Origin of the sequence: Radiobacillus sp. PE A8.2 (assembly GCF_045635475.1) — a bacterium.
Classification (GTDB): Bacteria; Bacillota; Bacilli; order Bacillales; family Amphibacillaceae; genus JBJGXI01.
This window is the reverse complement of record NZ_JBJGXI010000001.1, coordinates 193,454-207,336: the sequence shown is the minus strand read 5'-3', so window position 1 is coordinate 207,336 and position 13,883 is coordinate 193,454. Positions and strand designations below refer to the sequence as shown.

The 13,883-nt window shown below is 36.4% G+C and carries 16 protein-coding genes and 2 pseudogenes; 2 read left to right on the top strand and 16 right to left on the bottom strand.

Going from position 1 to position 13,883, the window contains the following annotated elements:
• Window positions 1–71 precede the first annotated feature (71 nt).
• The 8 genes and pseudogenes from ACI6MV_RS00855 to ACI6MV_RS00820 form a co-directional block, all read right to left on the bottom strand.
• Complete coding sequence (locus tag ACI6MV_RS00855; protein WP_407267886.1) at window positions 72–914, bottom strand: helix-turn-helix domain-containing protein; 843 nt, start codon at window positions 912–914, stop codon at window positions 72–74.
• A gap of 58 nt (window positions 915–972) precedes the next feature.
• Window positions 973–1,251, bottom strand: coding sequence for a YesL family protein (locus tag ACI6MV_RS00850; RefSeq protein ID WP_407267885.1), 279 nt, complete (start codon window positions 1,249–1,251; stop codon window positions 973–975).
• 441 nt (window positions 1,252–1,692) lie between these two features.
• A pseudogene (locus ACI6MV_RS00845) lies at window positions 1,693–2,214 on the bottom strand (gamma-glutamyltransferase); the annotation flags it as partial.
• Window positions 2,215–2,384: 170 nt separating this feature from the next.
• On the bottom strand, window positions 2,385–2,687 hold the full coding sequence (locus tag ACI6MV_RS00840; RefSeq protein ID WP_407267884.1) for a CopG family antitoxin: 303 nt from the start codon (window positions 2,685–2,687) through the stop codon (window positions 2,385–2,387).
• Between the two features lie 2 nt (window positions 2,688–2,689).
• Window positions 2,690–2,926 (bottom strand): BrnT family toxin, encoded by a 237-nt coding sequence (locus ACI6MV_RS00835; RefSeq protein ID WP_407267974.1) that lies wholly within the window; start codon window positions 2,924–2,926, stop codon window positions 2,690–2,692.
• A gap of 10 nt (window positions 2,927–2,936) precedes the next feature.
• Window positions 2,937–3,035: pseudogene (locus ACI6MV_RS00830) on the bottom strand (transposase); the annotation flags it as partial.
• A 209-nt stretch (window positions 3,036–3,244) separates the two neighbouring features.
• On the bottom strand, window positions 3,245–3,385 hold the full coding sequence (locus ACI6MV_RS00825; RefSeq protein WP_407267883.1) for a hypothetical protein: 141 nt from the start codon (window positions 3,383–3,385) through the stop codon (window positions 3,245–3,247).
• A 181-nt stretch (window positions 3,386–3,566) separates the two neighbouring features.
• A complete protein-coding gene (locus ACI6MV_RS00820) occupies window positions 3,567–3,995 on the bottom strand; it encodes a hypothetical protein (RefSeq protein WP_407267882.1) in 429 nt (142 codons plus the stop codon).
• A 632-nt stretch (window positions 3,996–4,627) separates the two neighbouring features.
• Between ACI6MV_RS00820 and ACI6MV_RS00815 the strand changes: the two genes are divergently transcribed.
• Both ACI6MV_RS00815 and ACI6MV_RS00810 read left to right on the top strand, forming a co-directional pair.
• The gene (locus ACI6MV_RS00815; RefSeq protein ID WP_407267881.1) at window positions 4,628–4,894 is read left to right on the top strand and encodes a hypothetical protein; all 267 of its coding nucleotides are present in this window, start codon (window positions 4,628–4,630) and stop codon (window positions 4,892–4,894) included.
• 64 nt (window positions 4,895–4,958) lie between these two features.
• The gene (locus ACI6MV_RS00810; RefSeq protein WP_407267880.1) at window positions 4,959–5,201 is read left to right on the top strand and encodes a hypothetical protein; all 243 of its coding nucleotides are present in this window, start codon (window positions 4,959–4,961) and stop codon (window positions 5,199–5,201) included.
• A 543-nt stretch (window positions 5,202–5,744) separates the two neighbouring features.
• On the opposite strand, the gene ACI6MV_RS00805 is transcribed toward ACI6MV_RS00810, so the two are convergent.
• The 8 genes from ACI6MV_RS00805 to ACI6MV_RS00770 all read right to left on the bottom strand — a co-directional run bounded on the left by ACI6MV_RS00805 (window position 5,745) and on the right by ACI6MV_RS00770 (window position 13,852).
• Complete coding sequence (locus ACI6MV_RS00805; protein ID WP_407267879.1) at window positions 5,745–7,385, bottom strand: alpha-glucuronidase family glycosyl hydrolase; 1,641 nt, start codon at window positions 7,383–7,385, stop codon at window positions 5,745–5,747.
• 5 nt (window positions 7,386–7,390) lie between these two features.
• Entirely contained in the window at window positions 7,391–7,618 is a 228-nt protein-coding gene (locus ACI6MV_RS00800; RefSeq protein ID WP_407267973.1) for an amidohydrolase family protein, read from the bottom strand.
• Between the two features lie 53 nt (window positions 7,619–7,671).
• Window positions 7,672–8,553: an N-acetylglucosamine-6-phosphate deacetylase gene (gene nagA / locus ACI6MV_RS00795; protein WP_407267878.1), complete on the bottom strand. Its 882-nt coding sequence runs from the start codon at window positions 8,551–8,553 to the stop codon at window positions 7,672–7,674.
• Between the two features lie 45 nt (window positions 8,554–8,598).
• Window positions 8,599–9,579, bottom strand: coding sequence for an acetylxylan esterase (locus ACI6MV_RS00790; RefSeq protein ID WP_407267877.1), 981 nt, complete (start codon window positions 9,577–9,579; stop codon window positions 8,599–8,601).
• A gap of 18 nt (window positions 9,580–9,597) precedes the next feature.
• Window positions 9,598–10,476: an ROK family protein gene (locus tag ACI6MV_RS00785; protein WP_407267876.1), complete on the bottom strand. Its 879-nt coding sequence runs from the start codon at window positions 10,474–10,476 to the stop codon at window positions 9,598–9,600.
• A 32-nt stretch (window positions 10,477–10,508) separates the two neighbouring features.
• Window positions 10,509–12,065, bottom strand: coding sequence for an FAD-dependent oxidoreductase (locus ACI6MV_RS00780; protein WP_407267875.1), 1,557 nt, complete (start codon window positions 12,063–12,065; stop codon window positions 10,509–10,511).
• 62 nt (window positions 12,066–12,127) lie between these two features.
• A complete protein-coding gene (locus tag ACI6MV_RS00775; protein WP_407267874.1) occupies window positions 12,128–12,973 on the bottom strand; it encodes a carbohydrate ABC transporter permease in 846 nt (281 codons plus the stop codon).
• Window positions 12,974–13,852 carry a carbohydrate ABC transporter permease gene (locus ACI6MV_RS00770; RefSeq protein WP_407267873.1) on the bottom strand — a complete coding sequence of 293 codons (879 nt, stop codon included), beginning with the start codon at window positions 13,850–13,852 and terminating at the stop codon, window positions 12,974–12,976.
• Window positions 13,853–13,883: the final 31 nt, after the last annotated feature.

Genomic DNA, 13,883 nt, shown 5'->3' with positions numbered 1-13,883 from the left:
CAACTGTTTATTTTTATAATTTTCTTGGACGATGAAAAAACCTGGGTAACATGCCCAGGTTTCAAAGTCTTTTAGTTATTAATAGTATGTACATCGGAATATTCAGAAGGGGAGATTCCTACATTTTTTTTAAACATTCTGCTGAAATAGAATTCATCTTTGTAACCGACCGCATGAGCTATTTCCTTCAGCTTATAATCAGAAAGCGTAATTAATTCTTTTGCTCGACCTATGCGAAGTTGTGTTAAATATTCGATAGGGCTATACCCTGTATACTTCTTAAATAATCTCGAATAATGGCTTTTACTAATACCAGCAATGGCAGATAATTCTTCAAGTGATAACTCTTTTCGAAAATGATTAACCATATAATCAATAGTCAAGTTAATAGAATTAGTCGTACTCCCCTCCACTTTTTGAGAACGGAAATCTTGAGCAATTAACAACCAAAGTTCTTTAAAAAGAATATCCTTTCTCATTACAATCATAGGTCCTTTTCGTTTCCATAAATGATACAATTCCTCAAATATATGAAGAATTTGAGGTACGTTTTGGATCGTATAGTTTCCTTGTAAAGGAAAGTTTACATCGTTATTAAATATCCATTGACCTTGTTGCTGATATGCTTCTGTAAAGGAATATCTTATTACATAATGTTCAAAAGGGGAGTCTAATAAATTCCTTCTTTCCGTTACCATTCCTGGCACAAAAACAAAAAGCTTACCAGGCTCAGCAATCCAGCTTTTTCCGTCAATAATAATTTCTCCTTTACCTTTTGAAATTAGCCAAACCGTGTAAAACTTTTGTTGCCTAGGTTTCTGGTACCAGTCTGACTGATGGCTAGGGTACCCAACTAAGTCAATCGAGAAAACAAAACGATTTAATTTGGCAACGATTTCAACTGGTTTTAACAACTTCTTCCCCCTCCTTGCATGTGGAGCATAAGTTCGAATTATATGAAATGTAACTTATTCATCCACTAGAATCTTCTTCTAGCTTATTATTCATCGCTTCAATACTGATGAAAGCTCGGTAGGATAACCACATGACAACAATACTGAATAAACTTCCGCCAAAAAACGGGATTAATCCGGGAACGAAATAAAGAATATAATATACTACTATACAAGCTATTGCCATCACAATTGTTAATATAGGGTTCATTATACCTAATAAAAATGCATTTCGTATGTAAAGAATAAATTTTAATTCATAGTGAACAAATATAGGGAAAATATACAGTGTGATCATGAAGAAGATTACACTGCAGCGCAATGATCACCCCCGGGTAGAAAAGATATTCCCCCCAATGTCAACCATAAAAAAGTACCTAACCCACCAATTCAAAACACACCCACTACAGAAGCAGTCACGTTTTATGAACAACATTTTGGAGAGATTCACCCATACATCCGAAGTGAGCTAGAAAATAATTATCCGAAGCCGGTAATGATTTAGTGATGAAAGTAACGAAACGTGCACTGAACTATCATAAATTATCCTGAAGTTTTGTGATAAAGATCCTAATAAACTGGAAGAAGCAAGAGGTTACTAGCGTTGCAGAAATGCGAAAAGAGGCTGGAAACTTTGCACAGCCACTGAAGAAACACACCTATTGGAAAAATATTTTATAATTTTACAATTTCCATTCGACAAACTTCGGGAAGTGAAAGCACTGGAACACCAAGAACACTACCAAACACTTATAGCACTATCGGTTCTTGATTCAGTACCACCTACTAGGACACCACTTACTGGGTCTTTCCAAATAATCTGTCCTCTACCGAAGCTCATTGAGTCTTGTGCAATTTCAATCTCATGACCTTTATTTGCTAATGCTTGTGCAAGATCAATAGGGAAATTCGGTTCCACAATTACTTTCTTCCCTTCTATCCATTGCCATCTTGGAGCATCAAGAGCTGCCTGAGGGTTTAAATGAAAATCAATTGTATTCATAATTACTTGCACATGACCCTGCGGTTGCATATAACCACCCATCACACCAAATGGCCCAATTCCGTCATTATCTTTCGTTAAAAAACCTGGTATGATCGTGTGGTAGGAACGCTTGCCTCCTTCAAGACGATTAGAGTGGGTATAATCTAAAGAAAAATCGCAACCTCTGTTTTGCAAAGATATTCCAGTTCCTGGCACAACAATCCCCGATCCGAAACCTCGGTAATTACTTTGGATATAGGAAACCATATTTCCTTCTGGGTGGAACACGGGGTCAGGTTTATCGTCACAATTATATTTTATTTTCATAGACCGGAACAGTAAACCTGACCCGTTGTTCCAAACTTCGAGAAGTTACTGGCACTATTCAAAAGAAGCTAAAATATTTTTTCTCTTTTTTCTTCCTCATATACTCTTTCGGCTACGAATTATTTTAATAAAGTTTGATAAGGAATCTGTTTAGATTCAGCTATTTTCTGCAAGCGGTTCAGTAAGTCATTTTCAATTCGTAGGTTAATTGGTTTTGTAGCGCTTTTCCTAGGTGGTAGTAAATCATCTTCTTCTATATAGCTTTCATTAAGCAGCTCTTCACTCATCGCATATGTATCCCAAAAATCAACAACCTCCTCCTCTGTCATATTTTCTGGAATTTTACTGGAATCGGTAATGATAAGCCTTCCTCTTTCATCATATTGCTCTTCAACTGATGCTGCGCTGTTCTTTTTAATCATAATCAATACCTCCACCTTTTATTATAAGACTTTTTTTCGTTACTAGTGGCATCCCATCCAGTAAACGGTCTGAATCTTTTTTTACTTTTTTCGTATACAATTGCTAAAATGCGCCCATCTTCAGTCACACCTATGATTTTAACTCTTCCACCGTATGCGTTATGTTTACACCGGTTTGGGTCATAAAAAACTTCTTCTGCTTCCTGTGGTGTTATTTCGTGTCTTTGAATATGTTCAATATTATTTCTGGAGGGACATTACTTTAGAAATGGATTGGTCTTTGGAGCGCATTTGCAAATGAAAATGATTCGTCATTAGGCAGTAGGAGGCTAATTCAAATGGGGTTTTTTTCGTTTACTTTGTGGAGCATATGTAGACCGGAACAGTAAACCTGACTCGCTGTTCCACGACAGACAACATGATAAAAGGCGTTTGGTATCCGTTATTTTCTTGTCATCCTTTATTGTACCTTTCCTTTCTTTGGCATACGTTAATCCACTGCGGCGCATGCTAGCTGCTTCCCAAATTGATTCACTCGTTATATTGTGCGCTACCACTTATCGTGTAAGCCGGAGGATCTTCATCAGTACCCTCGTACTCCACTTGTACGTGCTTGACCATTGCTGTGGGATTTTTCGCTGCTCTTCATTTAGAATAATAAATTCCATATCATATTCATTTGATATAATAGCGTTCATATTGTTGTTCTCCACTATTTTCTAATACGTTTACGTTTTGTTCTGGAAGGTAGAATGTTAATGACGTCTACATATCCATCTTTTTCATGAACTGCATAATAAATTATATACATGATATGCCTGCTTTTCCCATAGGTAATTCTTCTTAGACTTTTAAAACTACCACTTTCAACCGCCCTACCTATAAACGAATTCTCAGAAAGGTGGGCTTCAATGTATGCAATAATTTCATCTTCTCTCGATTACCACCACTGCAATGTTTGTTCCCCTTGTTTAGAAAAAAACGTTGAATATTATCTAAGCATAATTCAAATTCCTCGGTGAAAAGGACTTGATATCCCTTATAATTTTTTTCATTACGTTTAGCTATCAGTTCATTTCCAGTGTATCGCTTCATACCTGGGTTATCTAAATACCTGGACAATGATTCTCTTAACTCAGGATAAACTTCCATCTCTCGGGATAAATCTTCCTGTGATAAATCATTATCCGAATCATTATTTTCAACTTCTACGGAGACTAATTTACCATCTACAACAAAAAAACCAGATTGCTTTCCATTTAACGCATTAATTAATTCTTGTTTAGTATCTTCACTTAAAGTGTTCATTTGACATCACCTCAGGCTAATTATAACAAATTTAATTTAGTTATTTGCAATTGTTCACTTATTTTAGAGATCATCACGACGATTTCCCGTGACAGACAACATGATAAAAGACGTTCTGTATCATGCTTTTTGCACCCAAACGACGATATAGTTTATTTCTCTATCCTTCATCGTTAACTTCATCCACTAATTTATCAAATTCAATTTCATTTCCACTATAATATATAAAATTACTATCTCTATTTTTTTGAGCATCTCTTAACTGTTCGAGTATTTCACTATTTGAGAAAATTTCTTTGGTCGTTTTTTTATTTGTTGTTTTTCTGATAATGCACTTAAATCATATACATCATTCGACTCTGCAATAGATAGTTCAAATGTTTTATTTTCTGTTTTAAATGTAAACTTGTTTTCATGTATCTGACGAGCTTTAAAATTTTTCCATTGTAATTTTTTACATAAATCTTCATGAAGAACAACTCCTTGTTTATCTGAGCCGATGAGTATCCATATTCCGCATAATGATCTTAACTCTTATTAGTGGACCATGGGGTAAGGTATATCGTCTCAACAGGACCTAATGTTTTATTTTCATAGACCAGAACAGTAAACCTGACCGGCTGTTCCACTAGATGCTAAGCCTGTATGCGATGATGGACCATAGCGCGGATGACAATCCTGAGCCCAATACAGACGACAAACTGAACCACAAAGTGGATCGCAACATGGACCACAAACCGGACACATTAATTAAACAAAAGGAATTGAAAGAAATAAAAAAAGATAACAACAACAGACGCCACGCGTTTTACCGTGATAATTATGGTGAAATCCATGCATACGTAAAAAATGAATTGTCGAATTGGATAGCGAAGCTTAGTGATGATTATAGTCATTGAAGCGATGAAAAGTGCATTGGATCAAGGGACGTAACACTGGGGATATGTGAAGTACATTTTGGAAATGTGGCTTGAACAAGGGATTACGACTGTGGAGGGAACTAGACAAGAGCGAATTGCTTTTCGAACGAAGCGGCAGTTGCAAAAGAAACAGAAGAAGGCAGCTTGGCCTAGTAAAAAAGATGTTGTTCTAGGCTGGTTTGAAAAACGTGGTCAATCCGTAATCAGCAACTCCCCAGCATTCTCAACAGCGTTGCTGAATATAAGTGAGGTGATGTTGAAATATCAGTCACGTATGGTGCAGTGATTTGTTGTAAGTCACAGTGACCAATCAAATCATCAAATATATAAATCTTTCAATAGTACATCTGAAGTGTGAACAACAAGAAGATTTTAAGAGTTCTTCTGTGCACACTAGTCCCTCATTGTATCCACTTTATGCGGATAATTTCACTGCCCTCAATGGACAACAAATGTACTACATAGACAAACCAATACCTAACACCGATATCTTGGACCCAATCGACACATTATGACAAACTTCAGGAAGAGACAGGTACCATTCTTACTCTCCACACTTAAAGACAGCAGTTAATCACCCTATAAACAAGTGGAGGCCACTGAAAAAGTCCGATAAATTTTGAAAAGAGTGAATACCAAAAAAATCCATCCCCACTTTCCGCCTAAAAATCAGAAGTAAATCGAACTGGTTTCTCCACTTTTCTATAGAAAAGTAGCAAGATTTTGGGATAGTGTTTTTGAAAAAACTTCATTTTTAACAGACAAAGACTTTTTCAGTGGCCTTAACAAGTGGGACGGGAGAACCGTACCTACTGACTTTTTAGCCTATCTACCATAAATTTTTGTAGTAATTAGAATTTCGCTTAAACAACTCAAAATATATCAGCAACTTTTCTTCAGTTGTGAATGGTCCATACTGATCTTTTCGAAATCTATCAATCAGTTGTTCAAGTTCAGGCAAACCCCAACTGGAAATCAGAGTGTAAATTTCCCGCAATTCTAGTTGCACTTCTGGCACTTCAAGCTTCACTTTCTCTGGATCTACAATTCTCGCAGGAAACAGCGGAACATTCCACTTCGTTAGTTTTGCAGTTACATGTTCCAATTCAGTGATTTTATCAAGGTACCAATTGCCATCTTCAACGTCAGCAAAATACTCCTCCTTGACAGTTTCAAATTCGTCTCCCCACGCGAGTCTCGTATAAAAATAATTATTCAAATGATGAATACATTTCCAAGGATACACCCCTTCCAACTCAGGATCTTGACCTTTTTTATGTATAGGGACAATCAAGTTCAGCACACCATCTATTTCCAAATCTTCATAATCATTTAAATCACATGCAATTCTATTCATCAGAGGCGGAAAAAGGTGAGTCAGCATAAAATGATCACTATAATACTCCAATACGGTTAAGGATTTGTATCTACTCATCGCCTGTTTGTTCCAATCCTTCAAACTTTCCAAAGCTTTCACTTGATTTGAATCGGGAGAATTAAGTTTCTCCGAATAGTCCCTACCCCAATATGCATATAAAATATCTAATTTTTCTGAAGCAGTAACGTTTTCTCCTCTCTCTAACATATGCCATGCCAATCCCGCATTATAGACGATATGCTCGACTTCAACTTCAAGATCGTATTCGGATAAAGCCGCTTTTAGTCGTTCCATAAATCGCATATAAGGACCAAAAAAGCACTCCGCACTCTTTTCTTCAATTTTTACATCTTCTGGCCATAGCGATATTCGCTTTATTACCGAATAACTTTTACAAATATCTACTATTTTATCTATCACTTTGTCTTGCACATCGGTTCCCTCTGAAAAAAAATGGAACTTCGTAGCCTGAGAAAGACCTTCTCCCATAACTTTTTTTAATAAACATCCTAAACTATGACCACCTAATGTAACTTGAAAATCCCGTTTTTTCAACTCCGGAGACACTTCGCTTTTTATTTTCTCCCACAAAAAAAATGTAAAAAAGTACTCGTTATGCCCATTCTTTACGCCCCAATCGATGAGAGAGTTAATATAGCCTACATCATCGATTGTCTCAATAATGTTTCCTCGTCTGGAAAACCGAGGTTCATACTTTAAACTGCTAACGCCCTTCACACGGACCTCTTCCAACAATTCCTCTCCAAGGTTATTCCATCGATAGCCAAACCGTATTTTGCAATATTGATAAATGCCATAAAGAATGGATCGATGTTTATTCCCAATAATCCACGTTTCTTTTCCATTTACTTTTATCGCAAAACCATCTTTATCAACGTCTACTTGCTCATTCGAATGTATTGTAGAGTTGTATGTTTCAGTGGTAATTAAATGGATCGCCACTCCATAGTAATTGTCATCATTACAGTATTTTATAGCAGAGTCAATGCCTGCTTTCTTCATTAGCCTCTTCAATTCCTTAGTTGCAAATATCGTAGTTTCATAGTTATCCCGATAAATGATGCTCTCCATTTATATTACCCCTTATCTTTCTTAAATACTGATTTTCCATTAATAAACGTTTCTAAAACATCTAAGTTCTGATTTAAAATAACTATATCTGCTTTAAAACCATTAGCTATCTGTCCAATTTTTCTGTTCGCTCGAATTGCCGTTAAAGGTGATTGAGTCACCATATATATCGCTTCTGGTAATGGAATATTACAGTTTTCTACAACGTATTTTATCCCTTTATCTAAAGTAATAGCACTCCCTGCTAATGTCCCGTCTGCTAAAGTTACTTTATTACCATCTTTAATTAATTCTTTTTTCTAAAATGATATAATCCATTCTCCAAATGATTATATCCCGTACAGTCAGAAATAAGGTTTATTTTTTTAAATCCTTTTACTTTATATAGTAGTTCAATCATTTTAGGAGTGACGTGATGGCCATCAGCAATTAATTCACATTGGATCTCATCAAACAACAATGCTGCTGCAGCAGTGCCAGGTGTTCGATGATGAAAGCTACTCATTGCATTAAACATATGTGTTACTTGTTTTACCCCAGCCTCCTTCGCTGCTTCCATTTCTTCTACATCAGCAGCGGTATGTCCTGCAGATAAATGTATTCCTTGTTGACCCCAGTATGTGATAAGAGACAAATCATCAATTTCTTCTGGCGCTAATGTTATGAGTGATATGATATCTATATAACGATCAATTATTTCTAGGTCCATCCAAGTAAGATTGCGGATCAGCTCTTTCTTTTGAGCACCGCAGTACTTTTGACTAATCCAAGGACCTTCAAGATGAACGCCTAGTAATTCCGCCTTTCCAATTTTACTTAACAAATAATTATTTGCGTTTCTTAATGCTTCTTCTATTTGTTCAAGAGGAGCTGTCCGTGTAGTTGCAACGAAAGAAGTTACTCCAAATTCCGGAAGGCCATTGGCAATGGCTGTTATTGCAAATTCATCATCCATAAAATCATATCCACTCAATCCATGTACATGATTATCTATAAAACCAGGACAAATATAAGCTTCATTCACGTCTATTACTGGATAAGTAGAGTTTTGCTTTTCTTTGCCAACATACGTAATAGTGCTATTAGTAACTTCCACATAAGTATTGGTCATTATTAATGCATCTGAGATTACGCTTCCAAATAAATAAAATACATTAGCCCTCCTCATTTGGAAAGAGACTATCCTTCCAACCATAAAAATCCCATCCATCGGTCACATATTTCTCCTACAAATGTCCATTATAAATTCTATTTTCTTTTCTTCATGTAATGGAATGTTTTCATGTTTATATTGAGGATAAACTTCAATAAATTTACTTTCAGATGGAATATGATTGTAAGCAGCAAATACTGTTGACGGTGGTGACGTTGCATCTTCTAATCCTGATGCTATTAAAACAGGGCACGTTATAGAGTTGCAAAAATGAACACAATCAATATATCCTAATGTTTTTAACACTTCTTCATATGTATTGTATTTAGGATCACTAAATTTAAAGTAATTAACAATTTCCAAATAAGGGCCGGATAATGCTACACTTAATGCACGTTCAAAGTGAGCAATAAATGGCAATTCCGCTGTAACAAAATCAATATTTTTGTCTAGTCCTGCTGTGGCAAGCGCCAATCCGCCGCCCTGAGATGAACCAGTAAGCCCTAGTATTGTTGGATTAAGCGGGCAATCTTTTGATCGGATCCATTTTAACTGAAGTAAAATATCTCGGTAAACATTTGTATAATAATAATTTTCTGGATTCCTTATACCTTGTAGCATCCAGCCCGGTACTCTACTTCCATTTTGATACCGAGCATAGTCCGGAGAACTACCTTGTCCACGAACATCAAATGAAATTACCACCAACCCCAATGGAATCCATTTTAAATAGTCCACAGGTAGACCACGGTCTCCCGTGTATCCATGAAGGCTAATAATTGTTGGACAGTCATCTACATTTTTAGGCTTCACAATCATTCCTTTAATGGGCGTCTCATCCCAACTTTCAAACTCAATATCTATCACTTCAATAGTTGGTATTGCTGTCTTTCTTGCTTGCATCCGAACAACTGGATTTTCACCATCCATTTTCGCTTTAATATTTTCCCAGAATGCATCAAAATCATTTGGTTTATATTTTAACTCGGGACGATACACCTTCAATTCTTCTAAAGATAAATCCCCCACATGCCTCCCCATCACTCTCACCTCACACAATTAGTTAGATTGTTCTTGAATAAAGTTATAGACCGCTCCAATTAAACCAGCCTGATTTGAATATTTTGCGAGCACAAGATCTGTTTCACGATAGAATGATTCTTTTATATGTTTACGAAGTTCTTCTTTTATTTCACATACAAACTGATCTCCACGTGCAGTTATACCTCCACCGATAATTACTTTTTGTGGGTTGAAAATATAAATTAAATTAGAAATTCCAATAGCAAGATGACGATAAAATCTACTAACTACTTTAGTAATAGATTCATCGCCCTTATCATATAATTCGTATATCTCTCTACCTGTCCACGCTCGACTATCACTAAGTGTTTTTGCCATGTTAATTAGTCCCGTAATAGACGCAATTTCTTGAAATGGGCTACCTTCAATGTTCATGTACCCCCATTCACCCGCACTAAAGGAATGTCCAGAGTAGAGTTCATCATTTATAACTATGCCACCTCCGACACCAGTACCAATCGTTAGCATAATAAAGTTGTCAACTTGGTGCCCACCTAGCCACTTCTCACACAAAGCTGCACAGTCAGCATCGTTCCTTACTGTCACAGGTAGATGGAGTTCTTTCAATAAAATCTCTTTAATGTTTAGCCCTGTGTAATTTGGAATGGCATCACTTGCACCTAAAACAATCCCCTTATCAGCATCCACTACACCTGCAGTACTTATTGTAATTCCTTGAATTTGGTATCGTTTCATGATCCCTTTAGCGGATTCTATGATTTTTTTCATAATATACATACCACCAATATGCGCTTCCGTATCCATTAATGAATGAAAAACAACATCTCCATTTTCATTCACAATTCCGTACTTAATTTGGGTACCACCAATGTCAAAAGACAAATACTTTTTCATCAACATCCTCAATCCTTATAAAAGATAATGCATTAATCTTCGTAAAATTCAGCTGGCCATTCCAATTCAAAACCATCATCTCTTAAGACTTGTTGAAACTCTTCTACTAATAGTTTGTTAGAACGAACTTCTTTCGGGCTCGAATTACGTTGTAAACAAAATGCTACTAATGCACCGCAGGCTTCTCCAATATTCCATTCAACCGGGTGAAGTCGATAACATCCATTTGTTATATGAGTTGTTCCAATATTTTTGCAACCAGCTAGCAAGTTATCTACATCTTTCGGAATAAGAGCACCTAGTGGTATATGAAAAGGTAAAGCTTTAATATCTAAATAGTTCCTACCTTTCATACTTGGATGCAGGTCAATACTGTAAGAACCAATCCCAACACAATCTTCGTAAAGCTTTCCTGTTTTACCTGTGTTGAAATCAGGAGAAACATCTTGTTCAACAACCGTATATTCTGCTTTTATCCTTCTTGATTCGCGAATATATGCAGCCTTTGCTAATCCATCATCTGTTTCGAATACATCTTTGCGAAGCCTAAGGCCAGGATAACCTTGTCCACCATCCAGTCTTGGTGCCTCCGTTTGTAGCCAATAAAATAGTGACAAGCTTAATTGTTTCGCTTGATACTCATTCTTTAGTCTTTCTTGCTTCGAAACTTCATAAACGTTTCCTAAAAAGTAGTCATTTTGCGGCCAATTCATTAAGCTTATCTCACCAATATTAGCGAACTGCTTAAATTGCTTTGTGTCCAAGATTCGCCGATATTCCCATAATGGAAATCCTTCCGCTTCTCTAAACAGTGTATATTTCCTTTTTTCCTTCGTAATCGGGTGTGGAGCGTAAAAACTTAAATATTTGTCTGGCCATATATCTGGATGAAACGAACGCCAAAACTGATACATCTCCGGCTCATCTATCGTGTGGTCTTCTCCTTCTCTATACTCCATAGCAAGTACATGTGTAAATGCTTGAATATCTTCAGGGTCTGCCTGATCAAGAGCATGCGGTTCGTTCGTATCGGATTTCGCTTCTGCTCCAGTAACATAGTTCATACCAGCTAGCGGCAGGATGTTTCCTGTTTCTGATGCATCTATCACATATGGTGCAGTAACCTCGAACCTTTTTTCTGCTTTTTGACAGACTACTTTTTTTAGACTTCGTTCTTCTCGTTCCACCGATATAACAGAAGTATTTAAGTCGATAGTTAACTGGCTGGTTAATGTATAAGGTAAGAGCATTTCATTTAATACATGCAACGTAACTCTAGGGTCATGACATATATTACTTACTATACCGTTTCCAGGATTTAAGTATTCATCCTCCGACACACTTTGAAGGTTTTCACGATATACGTTTCTTACACGATTTCTGTACGTACGATAAGTTGCCGTTGATCCAAAATTCTCCATCCACGGATGTTCATCAGGCGGTACACCTTGTGAAGTAATTTGACCACCAATCCAATCTGTTTCCTCTATCATTAATACATTCAACCCTTTTGAGCATGCAGACAGTGCAGCAGCACAACCACCTAACCCACCACCTACTATAATAAGGTCTTTATTCAAGATGTCCATTACTACTTCCTGCCTTTCTCTTAATAATTAAACAAACCATTTTTTAGTATTATTGAAATAATCTATTCTTTTACTGCACCCGCTGTAGTTTGTTCCGCCAATTGACGTTGGAAAATTAAATATATAATAACAACCGGAATGATTGACATGATTAAACCTGCATACAAAGCTCCCCAGTCCGTTTTATATTGCATAACTAACATTAGGTTTGCGATAGAAACGGGTAATGTTTTTAATTCCGGTGTTTGAATCAAAATCAATGCGAGCACATACTCATTCCATATACCAACAACATTAAATATTGCTGCAGATATTAATCCCGGTTTTGCAAGTGGTAGCATAACCGTGAAAAACGTTCGGAAAGGGCCTGCTCCATCAATTACCGCCGCCTCTTCCAAGGACCTTGGTAATGCTTTAAAAAATGCATAGAGAATAAATATTGTAAATGGCAATGAATATGCTGTATAGACGAGAATTAATCCAAAATGGTTGTTCAAAAGGTTTAGTTTTGCCATCAGTAGAAATAGTGGAACCATTGCTACAAATGTCGGAAACATTAAACCGCTGATGAAATAGTAATAAACTAGAGCTTTACCAGCAAACTTTTTCCTTGCCATAACATAGGCTGGTAGAGAAGCAAAGAAAACAATACTAAAAACAGATAAAAAGGTTATATAGATACTATTTATAAATCCTCTTCCGAGCCCTGCATCAAGCCACGCATTTTCGTAATTTTCAACATGAGGAGGGACAGGTAAACTATAGGGATCTATTAAAATATTCGCTGATGACTTTAATGAGTTCAAAACTACCCATAAAGTGGGAATTATAATGAGTAAAACCCACGCGGTTAAAATAACATGGGTAGACCAGTTGCTACTACGACTTTTTAATTTCTTTTTACCCATCTAATCATCTCCCCCCATTGTTTTAATCGTAAAGATACTGAAGATAAAAGTAAGAACAAAGAATACTACCCCTATTGCTGAAGCATAGCCAAAGTTGAAGTTAGAAAATGCCTGTTCATACATATATAAGGAAACAGGTTCTGTGGCTCGGTTCGGTCCTCCACCTGTCATTAGTTGTGGCTCTTCAAACATTTTCAAGCTGTTAAGGATTAAGAATATTACAACAACTTTCACTACAGGACTAAGCATCGGAATAATAATCCTCGCACTCTTTTGCCACCTAGATGCTCCGTCAATATCTGCAGCTTCCAGAACTTCTTTCGGAATGTTTGAAATACCCGCTATTAATAATAGTGTATAAAAACCTACTGTAGCCCATGTTTTAACCCAAACAATTGCCCAAAATGCAGTAGTTGGATCACCAAGCCATTCATGAGCTAATGCACCTAAACCAACAGACTCTAATACGAGATTTAATAACCCAGATATTGGGTTGAATATCGTCGACCATAATAAAGCTATTGCTACACCAGGTAATACAAAAGGCATGAATATGCTGGATCGGTAGAAATTGATCCATTTTGAGCCACTAGAACCACTTATTAAAATTGCGAACAATAGTCCTAAAAATAATATAATTGGCACTTGCACAACTGAATATTTAATTGTATTAACTAACGAATTTATAAAATTTTCATCAGATAATAGTTTTATATAATTTTCAAATCCAATCCAAGTCTTATCACCTGTTCCTCGCCACTGGTAAAAGCTTGTTGCCAGTCCGGATAGGATTGGATATACGACAAATACCGTGTAGATCAGAATCGGTGGAAGTAGGAAAGTTAGAATAAATATCCGATCTTGTATTTTTATATTCATCTACTCTCGGCTCACTTTCTTAGTAATTTTG